Genomic DNA, 23694 nt, shown 5'->3' with positions numbered 1-23694 from the left:
CTATGAAGTGGTACATCGCCAAACGACTCCTGTGGACGTTCGTGGTGGCGTGGATCGCGCTGTCGCTCACGTTCGGTCTGCTCGCGGCCTCCCCCAACCAAGGCCAGATGCGGGCCACGATGAGCTGTGCCGCCGTCGGTGAGAACCCAGAGGAGTGTCGAGAGGACTTCCGCGAACGGAACAACCTCGACCAACCGGTGACGGAACGCTACATGAACTACATGGTCAACATGGTGACGCTCAACTGGGGGTGGGCCGACTCCAGATCACAGTACGTGATCCCGGCGATCCTGTCGGCGTGGCCGTACACCGCCCAGTACGCCATTCCCGTGTTGCTGATATCGACCGTCGTCGGCTACGGCCTCGGGTTGTACTCGGCGTACAAGCCGTACACGAAGACGGACTACCTCGCGTCGTTCGTCGGGTTCTTCGGGATCAGCATTCCGAACTTCTGGTTCGCGCTGTTGTTGATCATCCTGTTAGGAGTGCCGTTAGACTTCATACCGACGTTCTACAACAGCGGCGTACCAGCCCAACAGGGGTGGTTCTCGATAGCCAACCTGAAACAGCTGATCATCCCGATGTTCGTCCTGTTGACGGCGTCGCTGGCGTTCCAGATGCGGTACTGCCGGGCGCAGGCCATCGAGCAGATGAACCAGGAGTTCGTGAAGGTCGCCAAGGCCAAGGGGGCCGACGACTACCGGCTGATGATCTGGCACGTCCTCCGGATGGCAGCAGTGCCGTTGTCGACGAGCTTCGTCGGCCAACTGCTGGCCATCTTCTGGAGTGGATCGGTGATCATCGAGCAGATCTTCGCCATTCCCGGGCTCGGACTGATGTCGTTCACCGCGCTGGTCGAACAGGACACTCCGTTGATCCTGGGAACGAGCCTGATCGGCGTGCTGCTCGCCATCGTGGGGAACCTGCTCGAGGACATCGCCTACGTGGTGCTCGACCCACGCATCGACTACGGTGATCGCTGATGGCGACGGACACCTTCGACAACATCGACTGGGACGATCAGGACGTCTCGTCGTTCAGTCTGTCGCGTGAGACCGTCGCGGAGCTGCTGGTGTACGGCGCGATCGTCGTGACGTTCCTGTACGACCACTACGTGCTCCAGAACGAGGGGCCGTTGATCGGCAGCTGGGACGTGTTGAGCGTGGAGTGGCTGTTCGCCGGCACGATCGTGGCGATGTTCTTCCACGGGGTCCTCCCGTTGTACCAGAACCCACGAATGCGGGGGTTCTACTGGAAGCGGTTCAAACAGAATCGCGTGGCGGTGTTCGCCGCCGGCTTCCTCGTGCTCGTGTTCTTCACGGGGTTGATCGGGCCGCTCGTCCTCGAGCCGCCGGAGGTACGGTTCACCAACCGGATCCGTCCGCCCGTCGGGATCACCGCGACCATCGGCGGCGTTGCGAAGACCGGGACCTGGAAGTTCCCGCTCGGGACGACCGGGAAGGGGCAGTCCATCCTGAAGCTGATCGTCTACGGAATGCGTGTCAGTATGCAGGTCGGGCTGATCTCGACCGTGTTCACCGTCGTCATCGGCTCCGTCGTCGGCGCCGTCGCGGCGCTGGCGACCGCGATGGACATCGGCTGGCTCGACGAGGTGCTGATGCGGTACGTCGACGTCCAGTCCGTGTTCCCCAGCTTCCTGCTGCTGTTGTTGCTCGTGTACCTGTTCGGTGCGAAGCTCTGGCTCATCATCATGGTGTACTCGTTCCTCTCGTGGGAGGGGGTCGCACGGACCGTGCGGGGCGAGGCGCTCCAACGGTCCTCGGAGGCGTACATCACGGCGGCGCTCGCGTCGGGCGCCGACATGATGTACGTCGTCCGGCGACACCTCATCCCCAACTCGGCGAACAGTGTCATAATCTCGGCGACCATCCTCGTTCCGGGGTTCATCCTGGGCGAGGCCGCGCTGGCGTTCCTCGGGTTCAGCGACCCGACGGTGTACTCGTGGGGACGGACGATCTCGAACGGCCAGTCGAACTTGGCCAGCGCGTGGTGGATCACCACGCTGCCCGGGATCTTCCTGTTCCTGACGGTGCTGTCGTTCTACTACGTCGGCGAGGCGCTGCGTGACGCGATGGACCCGCGCCAGCAGATCGAGCAGGGTGGTGGGCTATGAACGGCGACCCGTTGCTCGCGGTCGAGGGACTCAAGACCCACTTCCACACCGAGGAGGGGACCGTCCGTGCCGTCGACGGCGTCGACTTCGACGTTCGTCGCGGCGAGACGGTCGCCATCGTCGGGGAGTCCGGCTCCGGGAAGACCGTCACCAGCGAGTCGGTGACGAAGATTCTCGACATGCCGCCCGGCGAGATCGTCGAGGGATCCGTCACGTTCGACGGGATCGACCTCACTTCGATGTCACACGAGGAACTCCAGGAGATCCGGGGTGACCGGATCAGCCACATCTTCCAGAACCCACAGAACGGGCTCAACCCCGTCTACAAGGTGGGCCGCCAGATCGGCGAGGTGTTCCGGATCCACCGCGACGACATGTCGAAGTCGGAGGTACGCCGGAAGGTCGTCGACCTGCTGGACCGGACCGGCATTCCGGAGGCCAGCGCGCGGATCGACGACTACCCCCACGAGTTCTCCGGCGGCATGAAGCAACGCGTGTTGATCGCCATGGCGTTGGCGCAGGACCCGGACCTGCTGATCGCAGACGAGCCGACGACCGCGCTGGACGTGACGATCCAAGCGCAGATCCTCACCCTGTTGGAGGACCTCCAAGAGGAGTTCGGCATGAGCGTCATCTTCGTCACCCACGACCTGGGCGTAGTGTCGGAGATCGCGGACCGTGTCGTCGTGATGTACGCCGGGAAGGTGATGGAGCGTGGCGACGTGGAGTCGGTGTTCGAGAACCCCTCGCACCCGTACACGAAGGCGCTGATCGAGTGTCTCCCCGGCCGTGGGAGTTCGATGCGTCGGATCGACGGGTCGTTGCCAGACCCGACGGATCCGCCGGAGGGGTGTCGGTTCAACCCCCGGTGTGAGTACGCGACGGAGGGCTGTTCGGCCGGCGACCAGCCGCCGATGTACCCCGTCGACGGCAGCGAGGACCACACGGCATCCTGTGTCTACTACGGCCCGGCTCACGACGTGGCGGAAGCCGAGGGACTCGGGCCCAGTAGTGGCGGTGTCGGGGAGACCCGCGCAGACGGAGGTGAGCGACAGTGAGCGAGACGCTGATGGAGGTTCGCAACCTGAAGAAACACTTCCCGATCACGAAGGGACTGCTCAACCGCGAGGTCGGCCGCGTACGCGCCGTCGACGGAATCTCCTTCTCCGTCGACCGCGGGGAGACGGTCGGGCTCGTCGGGGAGTCCGGCTGTGGGAAGTCGACGGCCGCAGAGTCGATCCTCAGACTCGAGGACCCGACGGACGGCTCCGTGATCTTCGACGGGCAGGACATCACGAAGTACGACGACACGGAGCTCAAGCGGTTCCGCCGGGAGGCACAGATGATCTTCCAGAACCCGGACTCCAGCTTCGACCCTCGAATGACCGTCGGGGAGTCGATCGCGGAGCCGTTGTCGATCCACGGCGTCGGCCCCCGGGAGCGCCGCGAGGAGATCTCTCGAGACCTGTTGGAGCGTGTCGGGCTCAACGCGGACGACGCCGATCGCTACCCACACGAGATGTCGGGCGGTCAGAAGCAACGTGTCGCGCTCGCGCGGGCGTTGGTCGTCAACCCTCGGATGATCGTCGCCGACGAGCCGGTGTCGGCGCTGGACGTCTCCGTCCAAGCGGACGTGATCTCGCTGCTGAAGGACATTCAGGAGGAGTTCAACCTCTCGATCCTGTTCATCAGCCACGACATGTCCGTCGTCCGCGAGGTGTGTGACCGGGTGGCCGTGATGTACCTCGGTGAGATCGTCGAGTTGGCCGACACGGAGACGATCTTCAACGACCCACAACACCCGTACACGAAGGCGTTGCTGTCGGCGATCCCGACGCTGGACCCGACGAGCCGCGGAATCGACTCCGGGCTCACCGGCGAGGTGCCGGAGCCGTCGAACCCGCCGTCGGGTTGTAACTTCTACACCCGGTGTCCGGAGGTGATCCAGCCCGACGGGCTGGAGATCGACCAGGCCGCCTACCGCGGCGTGATGGACCTCCGGGTGTCGATCGAGCGTCAGGGGATCGAGCTGGAGGGACTCCGCGAGTTCGTCGGCCTCGACGACGGTGAGTCCGCCACCGACGAGGACGCCCGGAAGATGCGAGCGGAACTCCGCCGGGAACACGACATTCCCGAGCGGATCGGTGACCGCGACGCCGAAGCCGCCGTCGAAGAGGCGTTGGACCAGATCGTCCGCGAGGAGGTGTCCGACGCGGCCGAGCGGCTGGCCGCGGAGTTCGAGTCGCCGTGCGAGGAGACCAACCCGTCACCCCGGCCGACGCCGGCCGGCCACGCGGCCGCGTGTCTGAAGCACGACACCGACCCCTCGGAGTCGACGGCCGACTGGGCACAAGAGCCCGCCGAGGCGGAGTAGCCGGCGTCACGCGGTTTTTCTCAGTCGGTGACGAGACGGTCGAGGAGCAACAGGAAGGCGCCGGCGGTGACGAGCGCCAGCCACAGGCCGACGACGGAGCCGAACAGCTGTCGGCCGACCCCGAGGTTGCCGACGAGCGCGGCGACGCCGGCGGCGACGAGTAAGACGAGCGTCAGCGCCGACAGCGCGCCGACGAGCAGCGAGACGAAGCGGAGCGCCCCGACCATCGTCCGGGCCGTCGGGTCGCAGACACAAATACGTGTGCCGCCGGGCGGCGACTACAACAGGTCGTGGGCGAACAACCGGTCGAACGCCTCGCGGAGTCGTTCCTCGCTCGCGGCATAAGAGATGCGAGCGTAGCCGGGAGCGCCGAAGGCGTTGCCAGGGACGGTTGCGACGTGTGCCTCCTCGATCGCTCGCTCCGACCACGTCTGGTCGTCGTCGTCCACCGGGAGCATGGCGTAGAAGGCACCGTCTGGAACGGACACGTCGACGCCGGCGTCCGCGAGCGTGTCGACGACGAGGTCGCGGCGGGACTCGAAGGCGTCGACCATCTCGGCGACGGCGTCGTCCGTGTTGCGCAGCGCCTCGATTCCGGCCCGTTGGACGAAGTTCGTCGCACAGGAGACGGAGTGTGAGTGGAGTTTGCCGGCGGCGCCGACGAACGCCTCGTCCGCGTGGAGGTAGCCCAGCCGCCAGCCCGTCATCGAGTACGCCTTCGAGAAGCCGTTGATCGTCACCGTCCGCTCGGCCAGCCCGTCGAGACTCGCCAGGCTGGTCTGCTCGACGCCGTAGGTGATCTCGCCGTAAATCTCGTCGGCGATCACCGTCAGGTCGTGGTCGACGGCGAGATCCCGCACTCCCTCGATCGCGGCGTCCGTGTACACCGCGCCCGTGGGGTTCGACGGCGTGTTGACGACGAGCACGTCCGTGTCGTCCGTCACCGCGGCCGCGAGGTCGTCCAGAGCCGGCTCCAGCTGGAACGACGGCGCCGTGTCGACGCGAGTGATGTCGCCGCCGGCCAGCTTCACCATCGCCTCGTACGACACCCACGCCGGATCCAAGAGGACGACCTCGTCGCCGGAGCCGACGAGCGTCTGGACCGTCTCGTACAGCGCCTGCTTCGCGCCGGGCGTGACGATCACCTCACCGGGGTCGGCGTCGATCCCGTCGGCCCGCAGCTTCTCTGCGGTCGCCTCCTTCAGCTCCGGAATCCCGTTCGAGGAGGTGTAGCCCGTGTGGCCCGCGTCGAGGGCCGCCTTCCCGGCCTCGACGACGTTGTCCGGCGTCGGGAAGTCCGGTTCGCCGACGGAGAGGTCGACCACGTCGACCCCGTCGGCCTCCAGCGCGGCCGCGGCGTTGCCGATGGCGAGCGTCGCCGACGGCTCCACCCGGTCGACGCGTTCGCTCGTCGGGAACGCGAACTCCGAGTCAGACATCGGCGAGTGCCTCCAGTGTGTCGACCGCGGCGTCGACCGCCTCGGCCCCCTTCTCCACCCGTTCGCGCGCCTCTGCGCCGCTCATCCCCGGCCCGGCGACACCGAACGTCACCGGTACGTCTCGGTCGAGGCTCACCTGCGAGAGCTTCTCGGCGGCCGCGTCGGCGATCACCTCGTCGTGGGCGGTGTCGCCGGTGACGACCGCGCCGACGACGGCGACGGCGTCTACGTCGCCACGACGGGCGAGCCGGTCGGCGACCAACGGCGTGTCGTACACCCCTGGTGCCTCGACGGTCTCGACCACCGCGACGCCGCGCTCCTCGGCGGCCCCCAGCGCGGCCTCCTCCATACGGTCGGTGACGGACGCGTTGTACTGCGCCACCACCAGACCGAGTGCGATGTCGGTCACGTCTCCCAGTCGGCTCCCCGTGGTGATAGACGTACCGCTCGCCGCGCTGTCTGCCAGGGTCACTCGCGTTCGCGTTCGGGTTCGCGCTCTCGCTCCCGCTCCCGTTCGGCTCGCCGACGGTGCTCCGACGCGTCTTCCACCGTCTCTGTCTCCAGCAGTCGGTCGAGTTTCCGTTCGAACTGTTCTTCGGTGAGTTCGCCGCGGGCGTACCGGTCTCGGAGCGTGTCGAGGGCGTCGGCCGTCGACTGTTCCTCGTCCGTCCGGTCGGACGACTCCGTCGTCGAGACCGTCGCGTCGCCGTCCCAGTACTCCTCGACGTCCTCCTCGTCGCCGAACAGGATGGCGACGACCGGGAGCACGAAGGCGTAGCCGACGATCAGCACCGGCAGCCACCACTCCTGGCCGGTGAACAGTCCGAGCATCCAGACGCCGGTGACGACGAGCGAGACGATGCCGACGAGATTCTCTCTGGCGCGCGCGACCGGAGAGGCACTGCTCATGCCTCGGTCGACGTAAAACGAGAACATAAATCCAGTCGGTGTCTCGGCAGCCGCGGACAGTCGTCGGTATCACAAGAGTTGTATCCCGGGCCGTGTGAGGGGCTGGCGATGAGCGACGACGGCGCGGAGACGGACGACCCGACGGCCTCCCCGGCCGGGGCGGAGGCCCCGCCAGACGGCGACGAGACGCCACCGGATCCGGTCGCCGCCGCCGACCGTGGGCTCGCGGGTCGTGTCCGGCTCGTCGTCGCCGCAGTCGCCGTCGTCGGGCTGTTGTTGCGGGTGGTCGACCTCGGCGGCCGGGTGCTCCACTGGGACGAGGGTCGGGTCGGCTACTGGACGCTCCGGTTCCAAGAGACGGGCGAGTTCTTCTACCGCCCGATCATTCACGGGCCGTTCCTCCCGGTCGTCAACCGATCGTTGTTCGACCTGTTTTCCGCGTCGCCGACCGTCGCCAGACTCCCGGTCGCGTTGTTGGGGGGGCTGTTGCCGTTGTCGGCGCTGGCACTACGCGGCCGCCTCTCCGACCGCGAGACCGTCGCGCTGGCCGTGTTGCTCGCCGTCGACCCGTTGTTGCTGTACTACAGCCGGTTCATGCGGTCGGACGTCGTCGTCGCGACGTTCGCGTTCACGGCGTTCGTCCTCTGTGTAGCGGCGATCGACCGCCGGAACGGGCTGTACGTGATCCCCGCGGCGGCCGCCATCGGGCTGGCGTTCACCGCCAAGGAGAACGCGCTCGTGTACGTGTTGTGCCTGGGCGGGGCGGCGGCGCTGATGCTCGACCACCGGCTCGTCGCCGTGGCTACACGGACGGGGTCGTTGTTGGACGCCGTCGTCGACACTGCCGTCGCCGGGCTCCGGACGGTCGACGACTGGACCGCTGGCAAACGCCTCCGCGGGGCGGTCCGACGACGCGTCGACCGCGACACGACCGCCGTCGCCGTCCACGTCGCCGTCTGGCTGCCGGTCGTCGCCGTCGTCGCCGCCGGCGCGTTCCTGACTGCCGTCGTCGCCTTCTACGCCCCCCGGCCGGAGCTGTGGCAGGCCCTCGCCGGGGAACAACCGCTCGGGCCCGTTCTGGAGACAGCGACGTTCGGCGCCGGCGAGCGGTTCGTCGACAGCTGGGTGTCTGCCGGCGAGGGGAACCCCTACCTCGCGTTCCTGTGGGACCTGTCGAAGACGGTGGGTTACGGCTCGACGGTCGTCGTCTCACTCGCGGCCGTCGGCTTCCTCGCGGACGGCTACGGCGGTCGCAACCGTCGGCTCGTCGCCTTCTGTGTCTACTGGGCCGCGGTGTCGCTCCTCGGCTACCCAGTCGGGACGGACATCCAGGCGCCCTGGATCGCCGTCCACGTCGTCTTGCCGTTGTGTGTGCCGGGCGCGGTCGGGCTCGTCGCGGTCGTCGACCGGCTGGAGTCGGGGCTCTCGGCCGACGACGGCGTCCGGGTCGGGCTCGCGGCGTTCGTGCTCGTGGCCGCCGCCGGCGGGCTCGTCGTGCCGACGGTCGACTACTGGAACACCACGGCCTCCGAGGACCAGGCGCTGATCCAGTGGGCACAGCCGAGCAACGACCTCGGCGACACGCTCGCCGACGTGCAGACGGTCGCCCGCCACAACGACGGGACGGACGTGTTGTACGTCGGCACGACACAGCGAAACGGCAACGAGCTGTTCTACGTCGGCAACGAGTCCGCGTTGGACCGGGCGCCGCCGGCCGGGAACTGGCACTCCAGGCTCCCGTTGCCGTGGTACACGGAACGGGTCGACGCCAACGTGACGAGCACCCCGGCGTCCGCGCGGTACGACGGCTTGCCGGCGGACCCGCCGCCGGTCGTGATCGCGTACGCCTGGGACCACGAGAACGTCTCCACGCGGCTCCCGGCTGGCTACGAGGCCCACCGCCACGACTTCAAGCTCTGGGGCGAGGAGGTCGTCGTGTACGTGGAGTCGTCGGTGCTCGAGGAGGCGCAAGCGGCGGCGTCTGTGGAGGCGAGAGTCGAGTCGTAGCTGCCGGGCCGTCTCGTCACTCGTCGCGGTGACGACGGACAACGGCGCACAGCGTCTCGACTGGACCACGAGTCGCACCGTTCGACATCGTCACGCCTCAGTCACTCTCGCTTTTCTCCCGAGTTCCACTCTCGTTGCTCAAATCCGTGTCACTGTTCTCTCGCCGGTCACGGTCCGTATCCGTACTGTGTTGTTCGACGAGATGCAGCAGACTACTTCGATTAGTAATCGAGACGAGGAGCGTCGGCGTCGCCACCGGGGTCGTCGAACGTCTGTCCACGAACGTGCCCAGTCGGCGGCCTCGTTCGGCAACGCTTATGCACGACTCCGCCCCAGGTGGAGCCGTGAAGCCGAGTTCCGCACACACGCTTGGCGTCGTCGGCGGGGGGCAGTTGGGGCGGATGCTCGCGGAGGCGGCGTCCCCGCTGGGCGTCGACGTGGTGGTCGTCGATCCGACGCCGGGCTGTCCGGCGTCGCGAGTCGCCGACCAGATCGAGGGGTCGTTCGACGACGAGGCGGCGATCCGGGAGTTGGCGGCGCGGGCCGACGCCGTCACCGTAGAGATCGAACTCGCGGACCCGGAGGCGCTGGCGGCCGCGAGCGCGGCCCACGACACCCCGGTCCACCCGGACCCGGAGACGCTCCGGACGATCCGGGACAAGCTCGTCCAGACCCGAGCGTTCGACGACGCCGGCGTGCCGCTGCCGGCGTACCGCGGCGTCGACACGCCGGCAGAGTTGGCGGCGGCCGTCGAGGCGTTCGACGGCGTGATGTGCAAGGCGCGGACCGGCGGGTACGACGGCCGCGGCAACACGCCGGTGACCGCCGGCGACGACCCCGCGGCGGCGCTGGCGACCGTGGGCGCCGACGGCAACCGCGGCGCCGTCGCCGAGCGGTTCGTCGACTTCCGGCGAGAGCTGTCCGTGATCGGTGTCGTCGGCGACGGGGAGACCCGGGCGTACGCGCCGACGGAGACGATCCACGAAGACGAGATCCTCCGGGAGACGCTCGTGCCCGCGCGGACGACCGACGCGGTCGCCGAGCGCGCCCGCGAGGTCGCCCAGGACGTGCTCGCGGCGCTGGAGGGAAGAGGCGTCTACGGGATCGAACTGTTCGAGACAACCGACGGCGAGGTGTTGCTCAACGAGGTCGCGCCGCGGCCACACAACTCCGGCCACTGGACCATCGAGGGGGCCGCCACCTCGCAGTTCGAGCAACACGTCCGCGCGGTGTTGGGGCTCCCGCTGGGCGACACGACGACCCGGAGTCCGTCGGCGACCGCGAACCTCCTCGGGGGCGAGTCGCTGGAGGGCCGCCGTCCGGTCGTCGGCTTCGAAACCGGCGCCGCCGGCGACGTTCGGGGTGGTGACGCGGACGAAAGGACAGACACGACGGACGACGCAGGCGCGGAGACAGACACGACGGACGACGCAGGCGAGGAGACAGACACGACGGACGACGCAGACGGCGTCGTGTTGACGGGCGTCGACGAGGTGCTCGCGGCCGGCGACGCCGCTCTCCACTGGTACGGAAAACGCGAGGTGTACCCTCTGCGGAAGACCGGTCACGTCACCGTCAGCCGGGACGACGACCCGGAGGCGGTGTTGGACGGCGCCCGTGCGCACGCGAGTGAGCTCGAATTCAGCGAGGCCACACGACGATGACGACAGACGACACACCCACGACGGTAGCGGAACTGTGTGACAGACTCGAACGGGAGGCCGACGCCGAGGCCGACCCGGCGACGACGCCCGACGTCGGCGTCGTCATGGGGTCGGACTCCGACCTGGAGACGATGCAGGGGGCATTCGACGCCTTCGACCGACTCGGCTTCGCCGAGCAGACCGCCTTCGACGACCCGCCCGAGACCCGGTTCACCTACGAGACGTACGTCGTCTCCGCCCACCGGACGCCGGAGCTGATGCGAACCTACGGCCGGACGGCGGGCGACCGCGGGCTGGACGTGGTGATCGCCGGCGCCGGCGGGAAGGCCGCGGACCTGCCGAACGTGACGGCGTCGTTCGCCTACCCCGTCCCCGTGATCGGCGTCCCGGTCCAGGAGAAGTCCGTCGACTCCGTGCTCGGGATGCCGACCGGAGCGCCGTTGGTCGCCGTCGACGCCGGAAAGTCGTTCAACGCGGCGCTGTCGGCGGTCCAGGTGCTCGCGCGAGAGCACGAGGAACTGCGGGAGCGGTTGGTGGCGTACCACGAGGAGCTGCAGGGCGAGGTGGTCGAGGTGTCCGGGCGGCTCCACGACGAGGGCGTCACGTCGTTTCGGGACGCAGAGAAGTGACAGTCTCAGTCCCGAAGTGGTCGGAGCGTAGTGATTAGTTCGAACTCTTGCTGGTCGCGCGGTGTAAGCTGTTTGGCCTCAGCCGCCGCACGTAGGATCCGACCGCTCTCGTTGAGTCGGTCCAGTTCATTTAGCTGTCGTGCGACCGGACTTCGCTCCTCTGCGAAACTCAGGTCACCCCGTTCGTAGTGATCTACGAAGTCGATTGGCTCGCCACCAGGTGTTCGTTTGTATGGGAGAGACTCACGGCTCTTGATCGTGAGCTCGTCGTGCGACAGGGATTCAAGTTTGTCGACAGCCGCTCGGATCACGTGTTCACAGCCTTTTGTGAGGTCCGCTCCGTCGCTCGCGTTGTACCTAGTGTCCGAGTGGCCGTCGCGCATTGCCGGGGTCATCTCCATCCAGTTAGATGACTCAGCGTTCCCCAACTCGTCGGCGATCTCGTCGGAGTACGGCCCGTACATATACGCGCCGTATCTCACATTGGTCAGTCGTCGTCCGTACCGCTCAACGGCGTACAGATCACTGAAGAAGCACAGTTTCTGGACTTCGACAGAGAATCGACCGCCGTTGTAGCTCAGCACCTCCCTGATGATATCGCTTAGATCACACGCTCTAGATGGGAGACCAGTGGCCCCACCGTCATCGCTCTGTGCCATTAGAGCCACTCAGATTTTCTGCCGTAAGTACTATTCGAAACCATCTGAGCGGCCGCGCCGAGTTGGATGACTGATGTCGACACACCCCGCATCTTGTGCGGCGTAGTATTTAGCTTTTGGCCGTGAAGACATCAGAAGGGTACAGATCTGATCAGTCCTCATCAGTCGTGCCTACTGTGTCGTACTGCTGACCCACCGCAGTAGAGAACTCTGCAATGGTGTAGTCGACGAAGTGTCGCTTGTACCGACCAGCACCAATCATAAACACAATTGCCAGTCCAAAAGAGGCTACTGGGATAAACTCGTGTGAACCAGGGGGGAGAGACGCGATCAATTTTGTTTTGTATATTTTTTGTGTGTGAACGAAAAAAGGAGGTGCCACCGTTGGCCGAAACCCAAGGACAACGGCATACGTGAACGCCGTCAGCAGACACACTAAGTACATACTGCGACAGAAGGCGTAGACTGCCTGGTATCGAGCCGACTGTCCAGTGTTGGCAGCGCCGATCTCGGCCCGAACCATCGTGTACAGGTTCTGGAGTTCGTTCTCAAACTGGAGGTCATCGACATCGAGTTTTTGAATGTCTTTGTCAAAGCCTTCTGTCAGTACCCTATTAAACCGATCGTAGGGGAGGTCCTTCTCCCCCTTGTTCCACCGGTCCCCAATAGTCTTCTTGAGTCCTTCACCCTTTGCGAAGTTCCACATTAACGAGTCTGCAAAGAGTAGTCTATGCGCTTTGAACGTGTCGTGGAGTCCCCAGTACCGCCGGTCAAGCCAGTCGACAGCTGTCTGATGGACCTCCCCAGGACGTTTGCGTGCCCAGTCCCAGGCCTGCTCAAGTTTGGTGCTGACTGAGCTAACAGGACCCTTGAGAGAATCAGGAAGACCAGCAAGTGGGACCCAATCGCGTATACGGGAAAGGAGCCCAGCCAACAGTCCGAGCAGGAATCCGATCGGACTGATGCTCAGAGTCCGGAACCACTTTTTAACCCACCGGTACAGATGCATGAGACGAACCCCGATACTACGAACTGACCGCCCGAGAAATAGCAGCGTCTTCTCAAGGAATATGCCTGCGATGTGGACCCCTTCCCCGATGAACAACGCCAACAACAGAGAGGCAAACAGGATCAGCGCGTAGTCTGCAAGGTTGTTTCCGATAGGTATCGAGAGCACGTCGGTGCTGTTCGGGTACAGGGAGACGGCAACAGCACTGATCACAACCCCGGGAATCGACTTCGAGACGACATCGTACGACGAGAGCATCCCGAGCGTTCGTCGTTGCACGCCTCCGAATCAGAAACAGACCCTATAATTGAGTTTCGAAACAAACGACTTCATATTCAATGTCTCGTCGCCTGTCCATCCCAACCCCCGAGGTGAAGCGCTTATGTAGTCGCCTCACCAAGCCCCGCTCACACGGAGCACCCGGTATGAGTCCATGGATAGCAATCGGCGCGTTGGCGCTCGTCGGCGTAGGCATCCCGGTCGGGATGATGGCTGCGTCGTGGGTACTGCGCCCGAGCGTGCCGGAACAGGGGAAACGAACCACGTACGAGTCCGGGGAGATACCGACCGGCGAGGCGACGGGCATCCAGTTCAACGTCCAGTACTACATGGTGGCGTTGTTGTTCGTCGTCTTCGACATCGAGACCGTCCTCGTGTTCCCGTGGACGGTGATCTACGGGTCCGCCCTGGAGGCCGGGGTCGGATTGGCCCGAATCCTGCTACCGATGCTCGTCTTCATCGGGACGCTGGTGATCGGACTCGTCTGGGCGTGGCGACAGGGCGCGGTCGACTGGGCGTCCAGTCCACGCGCCACGCGGAACCGGATCGAACGTAACTCATGAGCAGCGAAAATCAGCCGTTCGTCACGGACGACTCGGAGGTACTGACCGACACGCGCGACGCCCGGATGACGGGCTCCGGCGAGGACAACCGTTTCAACTCGAAGCTGCGGGAGGCGTTCGGCTCCTCGCCGTTCATCCTCACCAAGTTCGACAAGTTCATGAACTGGGTGCGGGGGTCGTCGATGTTCATGCTACAGTTCGGGATCGCCTGCTGTAGCATCGAGATGATGCACACCTACGGGACGAAACACGACCTAGACCGGTTCGGTTCCGGTGTCCCCCGGGCGTCGCCCCGTCAGGCGGACGTGATCATCGTCCCGGGGACGATCGTGTCGAAGTTCGCCCCGCGGATGAAGCGCGTGTACGACCAGATGCCGGAGCCGAAGTTCGTCGTCGGCATGGGGTCGTGTACGATCTCCGGCGGCCCGTTCCAGGAAGGGTACAACGTCATCAAGGGCGCAGAGGAGGTCATTCCGGTCGACATCCACGTCCCCGGGTGCCCGCCGCGGCCGGAGGCGCTCGTCTACGGCGTCGCCAAGCTCCAAGAGCGCGTCGCCAACGGCGAGTCCTCGCCGGTGACGGTGAAGCCGTACGAGCTAGAGAAGTTCGGCGATCTGACCCGCGACGAGATCGTGGACAAGCTCGCGGACCAGATCGACGAGGAGGATCTCGTCATGCGGTACAACTGGGCAGACAGCCCGTGATCGACAGATGAGTCTCGAAGATCCACGCGATCCGGAGACGGACGCCACGACGGTGCAGCGGTCCGACGCGGAGCTGGAGACGCTGCTGGGGGATCTCGTGATCGGCCGCGACGACCACCTCAACGCGCCAGGGTTCGTCGTCCGGCCGGACACGGTCCAGGAGACGCTGGAGCGGCTGCGCACGCAGGCGGGCTACGACCACTGTTCGTGCGTCACCGCCCAGCAGTACGAGGACCGGTACGAGACGATCTACCACCTGAAGAAGTACGACGACCCCACACAGGAGGTGAGCGTCGTCGTCCCGACGGACAGCTACGACCCCGTCAGCGAGTCCGGCTCCCCGCAGTTCCGCACGGCCGACTGGCACGAACGGGAGGCGTACGATCTCCTCGGCATCGAGTACGACGACCACCCGGACATGCGGCGTATCCTGCTGCCGGAGACGTGGCAGGGGCACCCGTTGTCGAACGACTACGACCAGGATCGTCCCCAGATCGTCCCGCTGCGGGAGCACGCGAACCCGTTGGAGCAGGACCACGAGGGCGACGGGGACACGATGTTCCTCAACATCGGCCCGCACCACCCGGCGACGCACGGCGTGCTCCACGTCAAGGCGACGTTGGACGGGGAGCAGGTCGCCGACGTGGAGCCGGACATCGGTTACATCCACCGGTGTGAAGAACAGATGTGCGAGCGGGGCACCTACCGCCACCAGATCATGCCGTACCCGGATCGGTGGGACTGGGGCGGGGCGGGGCTCACGAGCGAGTGGGCGTACGCACGCGCCGCAGAGCGGCTGAACGACATCGAGGTGCCGGAGTACGCACAGGTGATCCGGACGATGGCGGCCGAGCTGAGCCGCATCCTCTCGCACCTGTTGGCGACCGGGGCGTACGCGCTGGACATCGTCGGCGACTTCACGGCGACGTTCATGTACGCCATTCGGGACCGCGAGGTGGTTCAGAACATCCTGGAGGACCTGACGGGCCAACGGCTGATGTTCAACTACTTCCGGCTGGGTGGTGTCGCGTGGGACCTGCCGGAGCCACGTCGGGAGTTCTTCGACAAGGTGCGGTCGTTCCTCAGCGAGCTCCCCCAGCGGCTCCAGGAGTACCACGACCTGCTGACCTCCAACGAGATCATCCAGGTGCGCGCGATGGACACCGGGGTGCTCCCGCCGGAGGAGGCGAAGTCGTACGGCTGCACCGGGCCGGTCGTCCGCGGGTCGGGTGTCGACTACGACATCCGTCGGGACGACCCGTACGGCTACTACGACAACCTCGACTGGGACGTCGCCGTCGAGGACGGCTGTGACAACTTCAGTCGACTGCTCGTTCGCCTCCGCGAGGTGGAGGAGTCCGGGAAGATCATCGAGCAGTGTGTCGACCTCTTGGAAGACTGGCCGGAGGACGACCGGACCGTCCAGTCGAACGTTCCACGGACGCTCAAGCCGGAGAGTGACGAGGAGATCTACAGCGCAGTAGAGGCCGCGAAGGGTGAACTCGGGATCTACATCCGCGCGGACGGGACGAACACGCCGGGTCGGTTCAAGATCCGCGGACCGTCGTTCTCGAACCTCCAGGCCCTGCCGGTGATGGCCGAGGGCGGCCAGATTCCGGACCTGATCGCGTCGCTCGGTAGCCTCGACACGATCATGGGCGAAGTGGACCGGTAGATCCGTTTCGGTCCGTCTCTTCTCCCGGTTCTCTCGTTCGGTTCGCCGTTCTTCTCTGGTGTGTCCTCGTCCGGTGGAACCCCCGCGATTCGTTCGCTCCTCCGACTTTCTCGTGTGTCCGAACGGGGTAGGAGCCCCGCGAACGGTTACCACGGTCGTTGGGAGCGAAGCGAGCGAGACCTCGTCGGGGCTCGCTCCGACCTAAGACGGGCACCGGAGGGAGCGAACGGAGTGAGCGACCGAGGAGCACAGTCGGCGGGGAGGGTGTGGTTGCGGTCTCGGGTGGGACCGATACGGGTGGGGATTTCGGGTCGTTCGTCGTTCCGCGCTCGTGGCGGTGAACAACTCGTAGGGCGCCCTCCGAGCCGCTCACAGATCCACGCCCGCCGGAGAGACACCCCACAACCGAATCTGGATCCGCCACCCAACGACAGATCACCCGATAAGACCTCTCAAAACCGAATAAGCGCCGGAGTGTGGCGATTGAGAAGTCTTATGTGGTGGCTCACGTAGTGTCGGGTAGATGGACCTCACTGTAGCGCGCGCGTCGCTCGCCGCCGCGGCGGGCCGAACCGCACCGACCGGACGGCCGGTCGCCGACGGGAGAGCATGACACCGTTACAGCTCTCCGACGTCATCGGCGGGTACCTCCCCGTCGGTGGACTGGCCGGTGAGATCCTGAGTGCCCTGATCGGGGCGTTCCTGATCGCCAACTTCCTGCTCGTCAACACGGCCGTCGCAGGTCCGTGGGCGAAACGGAAGATCACGGCCGCGTTCACGGACCGGATCGCGGTCAACCGGATCGGGCCGTTCGGGTTGTTCATTATCGTCGCAGACGCGCTCCGGCTGTTGTCGAAGGAGCTGATCGTCCCGGAGGGGGTCGACCGTCCCGCGTGGGACCTCGCGCCGTTGCTGATCCCCTTCTCTGCGCTGCTGGGTTTCGCCGTGATCCCGATGGGCAACGGCGTCCAGCTGGCAGATCCGGAGACTGGGCTCGTGTTCGCGTTCGCCGCCTCCTCCATCGCGTCGCTGGGACTCCTGATGATGGGGTACGCGTCGAACAACAAGTACTCCCTGCTGGGTGGGCTGCGGGCCGTCGCGTCCAACATCGCCTACGAGATCCCGCTCGTCGTCACGGCCGCGTCCGTCGTCCTGTTCACCGGGACGCTCCAGATGAGTGAGATCGTCGCCCAGCAGGCGAACAACTCGCTGATCGCGTTCGCTGGCGTGTCGATCCCGCAGTGGTTCGCGTTCGTCAACCCGTTCGCGTTCGCGTTGTTCCTGTTGGCGAACCTCGCGGAGGTCGGACGGAACCCGTTCGACATTCCGGAGGCGCCGACGGAGATCGTCGCCGGCTACCAGACGGAGTACTCCTCGGTGTACTTCGTGTTGATCTACCTGGGGGAGTTCATCCACATCTTCCTGGGTGGCGCGCTGGCGGCGGTGTTGTTCCTCGGCGGTGGCTCCGCGCCCATCTCGGCGCTTTCGTTCATCCCCGAGTTCGTGTGGTTCACAGTCAAGATGTGGGCCTTCTACCTGTTCACGCAGTGGGCTCGCTCGGCAGTGCCGCGTCTCCGACCGGACCAGTTCATGAACGTGGGCTGGAAGGGGATGCTGATCCTGTCGTTCACAAACCTCGTCCTCACGGCCGTGATCGTGGGGGTGCTCGTGTAACATGATCGGAGTTCTCAAGTCGATGGCCACGACGATGAAGCACGCACTGAGCGGAGAGACGTTCACGGTGCAGTACCCGGAGACGGCACCGGAGGTCAGCCCCCGGTTCCGTGGCGTTCACAAGTTCTCACAGGAGCGGTGCATCTGGTGTCGCCAGTGTGAGAACGTCTGTCCGAACGACACGATCCAGATCGTGCAAGACGACATGCGCAACGGCGAACAGTACAACCTCCACATCGGGCAGTGTATCTACTGCCGGCTGTGCGAGGAGGTGTGTCCGGTGGACGCGATCCTGCTGACGCAGAACTTCGAGTTCACCGCCGACACCAAAGACGAGTTCGTCTACAACAAAGAACAGCTGAAGAACGTCCCGTGGTACAAGGGGATCGACCCGTTGGAGTCCCGGGAGCCGGACCGTGGCGCCTGGATCGGCGAGGGCGACGGCGAAGTGGACTACCAGTAGCGACGCGAGAGCGTCGTCTACGGCCGCCTTCTCGCGGGTGACGTGTCCACGAGAGCCATCTCCCCGGCCCACGTCGAGGCACGGTCACACCGTTGGATACTCGGGGTCGTCGCGGTCGCGCTGGTCGGGTGCGTCGTCGGCTACCGCCTGCCGAAGGCGGCGAGGGCGCTCGCGGTGAACGCGACCCTCGGGGTCGTCTCTGTCGTCGCCAACCGCCTCGGGGCGGGTGTCGAACTGTCGCTGGCTGCCGTCGTCGTCTGTGGGCTCGCGGGCGTCTCCGGCGCGACTCTGGTGATCGTTGGCACTGTTGGACGTTGCGTTCGTCGTCGCCGCCGTCCCGCTCGTGTGAGTGGTGCTCGCGGGGCTCGGGAGTGTCGAGGACGGAGGGTGGCGCGGGAGACTCGCGGCAGAATCGAACTGCGAGGCTACTGAATCTGGTCGTCGTACTCGTCTGCGGTCAACAGGTCGTCGTCGTCGCCGGTCGGCTCCACCTCCAGCATCCAGCCGTCGCCGTACGGGTCTTCGTTGACGAGTTCCGGGCGGTCGAACAGGTCCTCGTTGACGGCCGTCACCTCGGCCGTGACGGGGATGTACAGGTCCGAGACGGCCTTGATCGACTCCACGACGCCGAACTCCTCGCCGGCGTCGATCTCCTCGCCCTCGTCCGGCAGTTCGACGAACACCACGTCGCCGAGTTCGTCCTGTGCGAAGTCGGTGATCCCCACGCGGTGGGGTTCGTCGTCTGTGAGGTACTCGTGGGACTCCAAGTAACGGCGGTCGGCAGGTACGTCGAAGCTCACGTGCGGACCCTCGGGTGTCGCCGCCGTGTAACTGTCGGTTCCGTTAGCTCTCGAACGGCGGCTCTACCACCTGGGCGCGTTTCTCCTGGCCACGGACGACCACGCCGACACGGGTCCCGGGGTCCGTGTGTTCCGTCGGCAGGTAGCCCAGCGCGACCGCACGCTCCAGGGTCGGCACCTTCGTCCCGCTGGTGACGACGCCGACGACGTGGCCGTCCTCGTCGACGACGTCGTAGCCGTGGCGGGCCACCCCGCGGTCCAGCAGCTCCAACCCGACGAACTGCTCGTCCGGGGAGGCGACGTCCGCGAGCGCGTCACGGCCGACGAACTCCGTGTCCGTGTCGACGGCGAAGCCGATCCCGGCCTCGTACGGGGTGCGGGGGTCGTCGTCCGGGTGGAAGTCCTGGCCCGACAGGAGGAACCCCTGTTCGATGCGGAGCGTGTCGCGGGCACCGAGGCCACACGGCTGAGCGTCGAAGGCGGACCACACGTCTGCGGCTGCCTCCCAGGGGCACAACACCTCGAACCCGTCCTCGCCGGTGTAGCCCGTCCGGGCGACGAGACACTCCGCGCCCGCGACGGCCGCGAACGTCGCGTCGAACCGCCCCAGCGCCGTCAGATCCGTCTCCGTCGTCGCGTCGACCAGCTCCGGCGCCTCCGGGCCCTGGACCGCGAACATCGCCCAGTCTTCCGTCGCGTTCCGGACGGTCGCCGTCAGGTCGGCCTCGTCGCGGAAGTCGAGCCAGCGGTCGTGAGCGTCCTCGTCGTTGCCGGCGTTGGGGACGAACAGGAACGCCGCTCCCTCGGTCGTGTCCCCGTCGGCGATCTCCGGGACGCGCTCGTCCGGGAGTCGGTAGACGACCGTGTCGTCGATCAGGAGCCCGTCCTCGTCGACGATTCCGGTGTACTGCGCCTCTCCCGGCTGGATCGTCGTCACGTCGTTGGTGGTGAGCCGTTGCATCAGGGTGGTCGCGTCCGGGCCGGCCACCTCGATCTCGCCCATGTGCGAGACGTCGAAGATCCCGGCCGACTGCCGGACTGCCCGGTGTTCCGTCGTGATGGAGTCGAACTCCACCGGCATGTCCCAGCCGCCGAACTCGGTGAACTTTCCCGTTCGGTCGGCGTGGTGGTCTCGCAGCGGGGGCTTTCGTAGTGTCACGTTTCCGCGGTCGGAGGGAATCGAGTAATGCCTTGCGAAGCGACCGGGGAGCCGAAACCGACAAGCGGGCGTCCGGCGAATCCCCCGACAGTGACACTCACGAAACGGATCATCCCGTGTATCGACGTGGACTTGGACGACGACGGGAACGCGGCCGTCTACACCGGCGTGAACTTCGAGAGCCTGGAGTTCACCGGGGACCCGGTGGAGATGGCCCGGAAGTACGACGCTGCCGGCGCAGACGAGTTCGTCTTCCTCGACATCACCGCCAGCGCCGAGGGGCGCGAGACGATGCTGGACACCGTCGAACGGGTCGCAGACGAGGTGTTCATCCCGTTGACCGTCGGCGGCGGCATCCGTACCAGAGACGACGTGCGGGAGACGCTCCGGGCGGGCGCGGACAAGGTGTCGATCAACTCCGGCGCCATCGCTCGTCCGGCGCTGATCGAGGAGGGTGCCGCCGCCTTCGGCAGCCAGTGTATCGTCGTCAGTGTCGACGCCCGCCGTCGGTTCGACGAACAGGGAGAACACTACGCCGAGGTCGACGGCGAGTCCTGTTGGTTCGAGTGTACCGTGAAGGGCGGCCGCGAGGGGACGGACGTGGACGTGATCGAGTGGGTCGCCGAGGCGGAAGACCGGGGCGCCGGCGAGCTGTTCGTCAACTCCATCGACGCCGACGGCACCAAGGACGGCTACGACATCCCGCTCACCCGGGCGGTGTGTGACACCGTCTCCACGCCCGTCATCGCCTCCTCCGGCTGTGGCGGCCCCGAAGACATGCACGAGGTGTTCACCGAGGCCGACGCGGACGCCGGGCTGGCGGCGTCGATCTTCCACTTCGACGAGTTCGGCATCGACGAGGTGAAGCAGTACCTCGACGAGCGTGGCGTTCCGGTGCGGCTGTAACGGCGTCAGTCCCGCCAGAACACCACGGAGAGCCCGACACCCGAGAGCGTTCCACAGACCGCCGTGAGCGTCGACAGCCCCACCCCAGGGAGGAACTGTGTCCCGGCGACGTACGCCACGCTCGCGCCGACGCCGAAGAACACCGCGAACGACGACGCGAAGTAGAACGCCCGGGCGAGTGTCACCCGGGCCGGTCCCGACAGTCTCGAACGCACGCCCGGGTACAGTACCCGGGCGACCAACGCCGGACCGACGGCACAGCCGACTAACACCGGGACAGCCCGGCGACCGGTGACGCCGCTGGCCCGTAAGAACGGCTCCGACAGCGCGTAGAACCCCAGCGCTCCGGCGACGACGGAGACGGCCACGCGGCTCAGTCGCTGGTCGACAGTGGTCACGGGAACACTGAGAGGGTGGTCCGGCGTCGTCGCTTACAGCCGGCCGACGGACTCCACGGAGACGGACTCCACGTCGTCCAGCTCCGCGAACGCCTTCTCGACGGCCTCCGTCCCGCCCTCGTCGTCGGCAACGATGACGGTCGGGAGCAGCGCGACCAACCCGAACGCGACGTCGTCACGTTCGATGCCGCTGATCTCGGCGCCCTCCGGCAGCGCCTCCTCCAGCGTCTCCTGGAGTCCGTCGAGGTCGATCTCGGGGCTCTCCGGCATCACTTTCAGCTGTGCGGCGACCTTCCCCATCGTTACGGCCCCCTGAATCCGCAGTCCGGACACTCGTACAGCTTGCTCTGTTTTCGACAGGTGCCACAGCGGTGGATGCCGGTGCCACACTCCGGGCAGTCGAACGACGCGGCCGACAGGCTCGCGACGTTGACGCCACAGGAGACACACCGGCGCTCGGTGTCGTCCGTTCGTGCGTCGCTCATGTGCGTACGAACCGCGCCGTGGGCTTTAACCGTTGTCTTTCGTGCGCGGCCGACGGGACTGCACGTGGTACCGTCAGGCACCGACGACGATCGGCCCCAACAACACCCCCATGAGGTGGACCCGTCGACAGCCGAACCGAGCGGGGAGGAAGCCGACGGCGCCGGCGGCCGCCAGCGCGACCACGCCGGTGACACCGGCGAACGCCGCCGACAACGCCGTCACGAACCCCAAGACGGCGACGACCAGCTCTCGCTGTGGCACGCGGCGGGCGACCGCGAACGCCGCGTCGCCGGCGAGCGTCACCCCCAACACCCCGACGCCGCCGGCGACGACCGTCGCCGCGAGCAACGGCGGGAGTCGGGGCGGGACCCCGGCCTCCGACATCGCGACGAGTACGCCGGACCGCGGAGTACCCAGGGCGACGAACGCGAACAGTGCGAACACCGCCGTCGCCGTGTTCGCCCCGCTCGTGGCGACGATGTACTCTCTGGCGGGGTCACGCCCGGTCGTGAACGGCAGCGCCAGCGTCGCCGCCACGCCCGCCGACACGCCGGGGAGGTAGCCGACCGCCGCGCCCGCGCCCGTGCCCGCCCCGGCCGCGACCCCGACCGCCCGTGGAGCCAACGCGAGCCGCGCGTCCGCCTGCGGCGGCACACCGCCGCCGTCCAACGCGTCCACGAGCACCGGCACGCCGAACAGCCCGGCGAACAACGGCGTGAGCGTGCCACCGACGGCCACCAGCGCCGTCGGCGTCCGTTCCGGCGTCGCCGCCCCCAGCAGTGCGGCCAACAGGAACGAGACCGCCGCCACGCCGCGTCGGCGCCACGTCGGCTCCGTCGCTACTCCGACGACCGCCACCCCGGCGAGCAACAGTGGGAGGTGTGGCCGGAGCCGTGGGTACAGATCCACGGCGACGGCCGTCAGCGGCAGCGCGACGGGGACGGCCGTCGCCAGCGCCAGCCCACTCCCGACGGCCGACAGCCGCAACGCCTCCCGGCCCCGCCCGCCCAACACGAGTTCGTGGCCCGGCAGCGCGCTCGCAGCCATCGCGGCGTCCGGCACGCCCAGCACGAGCGACGGCACCACGTCCAAGAACGTGTGGACTACGCCGGCCGACAGCATCGCACACCCGAGCACGAGCGGCGGGGCGCCGAGCCGCGGCGCCGCCGCCAACAGGAGCACTGCGAGGTTGTTGGCGTGCAACCCCGGGACCAGCCCGCTACAGAGTCCGAGCCCACAGCCCGCCACCGTCGCCGCCGCGAGCGCCGTGCCGTCCGTCACCGGGGGTGTGGTCGCCCGCCAGGATTTGAACGTTGGGGGGCGTGTCGCTGGGGAGCGGCGTCACTGGAGAGTCGCGTCGAAAGAAGTCGTGACCGCGACCGCGACTGGTGGTTCGTCGCCGCCGATCAGCCGAACAGCTCGCCCAGGCCCTCGCCCGCGGCGTCGTCGTCGTCGTCGTCGTCCGCCTCGTCGGCGGCTTCCTCGGCCTCGTCGGCCTCGTCGGCCTCCTCTTCGGCGTCGTCTTCTGCCTCGTCGGCCTCGTCGGCGTCGGCGCCGCCAGCCGGGGCTGCGCCGGCTGCCGGGGCCGCGGCGGCCGTCTCGACGGCCTCCTCGATGTCGACGTCCTCCAGGGCTGCGGTCAGCGCCTTGACGCGGGACTCCTCCACGTCGACGCCCGCGGCCTCCAGGACCTCGGTCACGTTGTCTTCTGCGATCTCTGCGCCCGCCTCGTTCAGGATGAGTGCTGCGTAGACGTACTCCAT

Annotated in this window: 27 protein-coding genes; 14 read left to right on the top strand and 13 right to left on the bottom strand. The window is 66.7% G+C overall.

The window, feature by feature from the left end:
* Positions 1-2: 2 nt before the first annotated feature.
* Genes RYH79_RS02665 through RYH79_RS02650 form a run of 4 tightly spaced genes read left to right on the top strand, consistent with a single transcriptional unit; the run spans position 3 to position 4508 of the window.
* Entirely contained in the window at positions 3-983 is a 981-nt protein-coding gene (locus tag RYH79_RS02665; protein WP_370895959.1) for an ABC transporter permease, read from the top strand.
* A complete protein-coding gene (locus tag RYH79_RS02660) occupies positions 983-2134 on the top strand; it encodes an ABC transporter permease (RefSeq protein ID WP_370895957.1) in 1152 nt (383 codons plus the stop codon). Before RYH79_RS02665 ends, RYH79_RS02660 begins: the two co-directional genes overlap by 1 nt.
* Positions 2131-3192: an ABC transporter ATP-binding protein gene (locus tag RYH79_RS02655; RefSeq protein WP_370895955.1), complete on the top strand. Its 1062-nt coding sequence runs from the start codon at positions 2131-2133 to the stop codon at positions 3190-3192. The genes RYH79_RS02660 and RYH79_RS02655 overlap by 4 nt, the downstream gene beginning before the upstream one ends.
* A gap of 11 nt (positions 3193-3203) precedes the next feature.
* Positions 3204-4508: an ABC transporter ATP-binding protein gene (locus tag RYH79_RS02650; protein WP_370900744.1), complete on the top strand. Its 1305-nt coding sequence runs from the start codon at positions 3204-3206 to the stop codon at positions 4506-4508.
* Positions 4509-4528: 20 nt separating this feature from the next.
* Here the strand turns inward: RYH79_RS02650 and RYH79_RS02645 are convergent, their stop codons facing one another.
* The 4 genes from RYH79_RS02645 to RYH79_RS02630 all read right to left on the bottom strand — a co-directional run bounded on the left by RYH79_RS02645 (position 4529) and on the right by RYH79_RS02630 (position 6856).
* Positions 4529-4735: a hypothetical protein gene (locus RYH79_RS02645; RefSeq protein ID WP_370895953.1), complete on the bottom strand. Its 207-nt coding sequence runs from the start codon at positions 4733-4735 to the stop codon at positions 4529-4531.
* Between the two features lie 51 nt (positions 4736-4786).
* On the bottom strand, positions 4787-5947 hold the full coding sequence (locus tag RYH79_RS02640; protein WP_370895951.1) for a pyridoxal phosphate-dependent aminotransferase: 1161 nt from the start codon (positions 5945-5947) through the stop codon (positions 4787-4789).
* Entirely contained in the window at positions 5940-6347 is a 408-nt protein-coding gene (gene ribH / locus RYH79_RS02635; RefSeq protein WP_370900742.1) for a 6,7-dimethyl-8-ribityllumazine synthase, read from the bottom strand. The genes RYH79_RS02640 and ribH overlap by 8 nt, the downstream gene beginning before the upstream one ends.
* Before the next feature lie 68 nt (positions 6348-6415).
* Positions 6416-6856, bottom strand: coding sequence for an SHOCT domain-containing protein (locus tag RYH79_RS02630; protein ID WP_370895949.1), 441 nt, complete (start codon positions 6854-6856; stop codon positions 6416-6418).
* A gap of 108 nt (positions 6857-6964) precedes the next feature.
* On the opposite strand from RYH79_RS02630, the gene RYH79_RS02625 reads away from it, so the two are divergent.
* The 3 genes from RYH79_RS02625 to purE all read left to right on the top strand — a co-directional run bounded on the left by RYH79_RS02625 (position 6965) and on the right by purE (position 11156).
* Positions 6965-8863 (top strand): flippase activity-associated protein Agl23, encoded by a 1899-nt coding sequence (locus RYH79_RS02625; RefSeq protein WP_370895947.1) that lies wholly within the window; start codon positions 6965-6967, stop codon positions 8861-8863.
* Positions 8864-9180: 317 nt separating this feature from the next.
* Positions 9181-10527 carry a 5-(carboxyamino)imidazole ribonucleotide synthase gene (locus RYH79_RS02620; protein WP_370895945.1) on the top strand — a complete coding sequence of 449 codons (1347 nt, stop codon included), beginning with the start codon at positions 9181-9183 and terminating at the stop codon, positions 10525-10527.
* Positions 10524-11156, top strand: a complete 633-nt coding sequence (gene purE / locus RYH79_RS02615) for a 5-(carboxyamino)imidazole ribonucleotide mutase (RefSeq protein WP_370895943.1) — start codon at positions 10524-10526, stop codon at positions 11154-11156. Before RYH79_RS02620 ends, purE begins: the two co-directional genes overlap by 4 nt.
* Positions 11157-11161: 5 nt before the next feature.
* Here purE and RYH79_RS02610 read toward each other — a convergent pair whose 3' ends face one another.
* Both RYH79_RS02610 and RYH79_RS02605 read right to left on the bottom strand, forming a co-directional pair.
* A complete protein-coding gene (locus RYH79_RS02610) occupies positions 11162-11815 on the bottom strand; it encodes a Panacea domain-containing protein (RefSeq protein ID WP_370895941.1) in 654 nt (217 codons plus the stop codon).
* Between the two features lie 151 nt (positions 11816-11966).
* Positions 11967-13103, bottom strand: coding sequence for a hypothetical protein (locus RYH79_RS02605; RefSeq protein WP_370895939.1), 1137 nt, complete (start codon positions 13101-13103; stop codon positions 11967-11969).
* Between the two features lie 146 nt (positions 13104-13249).
* Between RYH79_RS02605 and RYH79_RS02600 the strand changes: the two genes are divergently transcribed.
* From RYH79_RS02600 to RYH79_RS02575, 6 genes are all read left to right on the top strand, one after another.
* Positions 13250-13666, top strand: a complete 417-nt coding sequence (locus tag RYH79_RS02600) for an NADH-quinone oxidoreductase subunit A (RefSeq protein WP_370895937.1) — start codon at positions 13250-13252, stop codon at positions 13664-13666.
* Entirely contained in the window at positions 13663-14370 is a 708-nt protein-coding gene (locus RYH79_RS02595; RefSeq protein WP_370895935.1) for an NADH-quinone oxidoreductase subunit B, read from the top strand. Before RYH79_RS02600 ends, RYH79_RS02595 begins: the two co-directional genes overlap by 4 nt.
* A 7-nt stretch (positions 14371-14377) precedes the next feature.
* Positions 14378-16045, top strand: a complete 1668-nt coding sequence (locus tag RYH79_RS02590; RefSeq protein WP_370895933.1) for an NADH-quinone oxidoreductase subunit D — start codon at positions 14378-14380, stop codon at positions 16043-16045.
* A gap of 609 nt (positions 16046-16654) precedes the next feature.
* On the top strand, positions 16655-17719 hold the full coding sequence (locus tag RYH79_RS02585; RefSeq protein WP_370895931.1) for a complex I subunit 1/NuoH family protein: 1065 nt from the start codon (positions 16655-16657) through the stop codon (positions 17717-17719).
* A 1-nt stretch (position 17720) separates the two neighbouring features.
* A complete protein-coding gene (locus RYH79_RS02580) occupies positions 17721-18182 on the top strand; it encodes a NuoI/complex I 23 kDa subunit family protein (protein WP_370895929.1) in 462 nt (153 codons plus the stop codon).
* 42 nt (positions 18183-18224) lie between these two features.
* Complete coding sequence (locus RYH79_RS02575) at positions 18225-18614, top strand: hypothetical protein (protein ID WP_370895927.1); 390 nt, start codon at positions 18225-18227, stop codon at positions 18612-18614.
* On the opposite strand, the gene gcvH is transcribed toward RYH79_RS02575, so the two are convergent.
* Positions 18608-18982 carry a glycine cleavage system protein GcvH gene (gcvH, locus tag RYH79_RS02570; protein WP_370895925.1) on the bottom strand — a complete coding sequence of 125 codons (375 nt, stop codon included), beginning with the start codon at positions 18980-18982 and terminating at the stop codon, positions 18608-18610. The genes RYH79_RS02575 and gcvH overlap by 7 nt on opposite strands.
* 43 nt (positions 18983-19025) lie before the next feature.
* On the bottom strand, positions 19026-20141 hold the full coding sequence (gene gcvT / locus RYH79_RS02565; protein WP_370895923.1) for a glycine cleavage system aminomethyltransferase GcvT: 1116 nt from the start codon (positions 20139-20141) through the stop codon (positions 19026-19028).
* A gap of 90 nt (positions 20142-20231) precedes the next feature.
* Here gcvT and hisF point away from each other — a divergent pair, with 90 nt between their 5' ends.
* Positions 20232-21047 carry an imidazole glycerol phosphate synthase subunit HisF gene (hisF, locus tag RYH79_RS02560; protein WP_370895921.1) on the top strand — a complete coding sequence of 272 codons (816 nt, stop codon included), beginning with the start codon at positions 20232-20234 and terminating at the stop codon, positions 21045-21047.
* A gap of 5 nt (positions 21048-21052) precedes the next feature.
* Here the strand turns inward: hisF and RYH79_RS02555 are convergent, their stop codons facing one another.
* The 5 genes from RYH79_RS02555 to rpl12p all read right to left on the bottom strand — a co-directional run bounded on the left by RYH79_RS02555 (position 21053) and on the right by rpl12p (position 23694).
* A complete protein-coding gene (locus tag RYH79_RS02555) occupies positions 21053-21445 on the bottom strand; it encodes a hypothetical protein (RefSeq protein WP_370895919.1) in 393 nt (130 codons plus the stop codon).
* A 33-nt stretch (positions 21446-21478) separates the two neighbouring features.
* Positions 21479-21745 carry an elongation factor 1-beta gene (locus RYH79_RS02550; protein WP_370895917.1) on the bottom strand — a complete coding sequence of 89 codons (267 nt, stop codon included), beginning with the start codon at positions 21743-21745 and terminating at the stop codon, positions 21479-21481.
* A gap of 2 nt (positions 21746-21747) precedes the next feature.
* Complete coding sequence (locus RYH79_RS02545) at positions 21748-21930, bottom strand: HVO_2753 family zinc finger protein (protein WP_370895915.1); 183 nt, start codon at positions 21928-21930, stop codon at positions 21748-21750.
* Positions 21931-22003: 73 nt separating this feature from the next.
* Positions 22004-23212 carry a tripartite tricarboxylate transporter permease gene (locus RYH79_RS02540; RefSeq protein ID WP_370895913.1) on the bottom strand — a complete coding sequence of 403 codons (1209 nt, stop codon included), beginning with the start codon at positions 23210-23212 and terminating at the stop codon, positions 22004-22006.
* Positions 23213-23337: 125 nt separating this feature from the next.
* The gene (rpl12p, locus tag RYH79_RS02535; RefSeq protein WP_370895911.1) at positions 23338-23694 is read right to left on the bottom strand and encodes a 50S ribosomal protein P1; all 357 of its coding nucleotides are present in this window, start codon (positions 23692-23694) and stop codon (positions 23338-23340) included.

The organism is Halobaculum sp. MBLA0143 (genome assembly GCF_041361465.1).
GTDB lineage: Archaea > Halobacteriota > Halobacteria > Halobacteriales > Haloferacaceae > JAHENP01.
The sequence above is the reverse complement of the archived record's forward strand: the minus strand, read 5'-3'. Positions and strand labels throughout refer to the sequence as shown.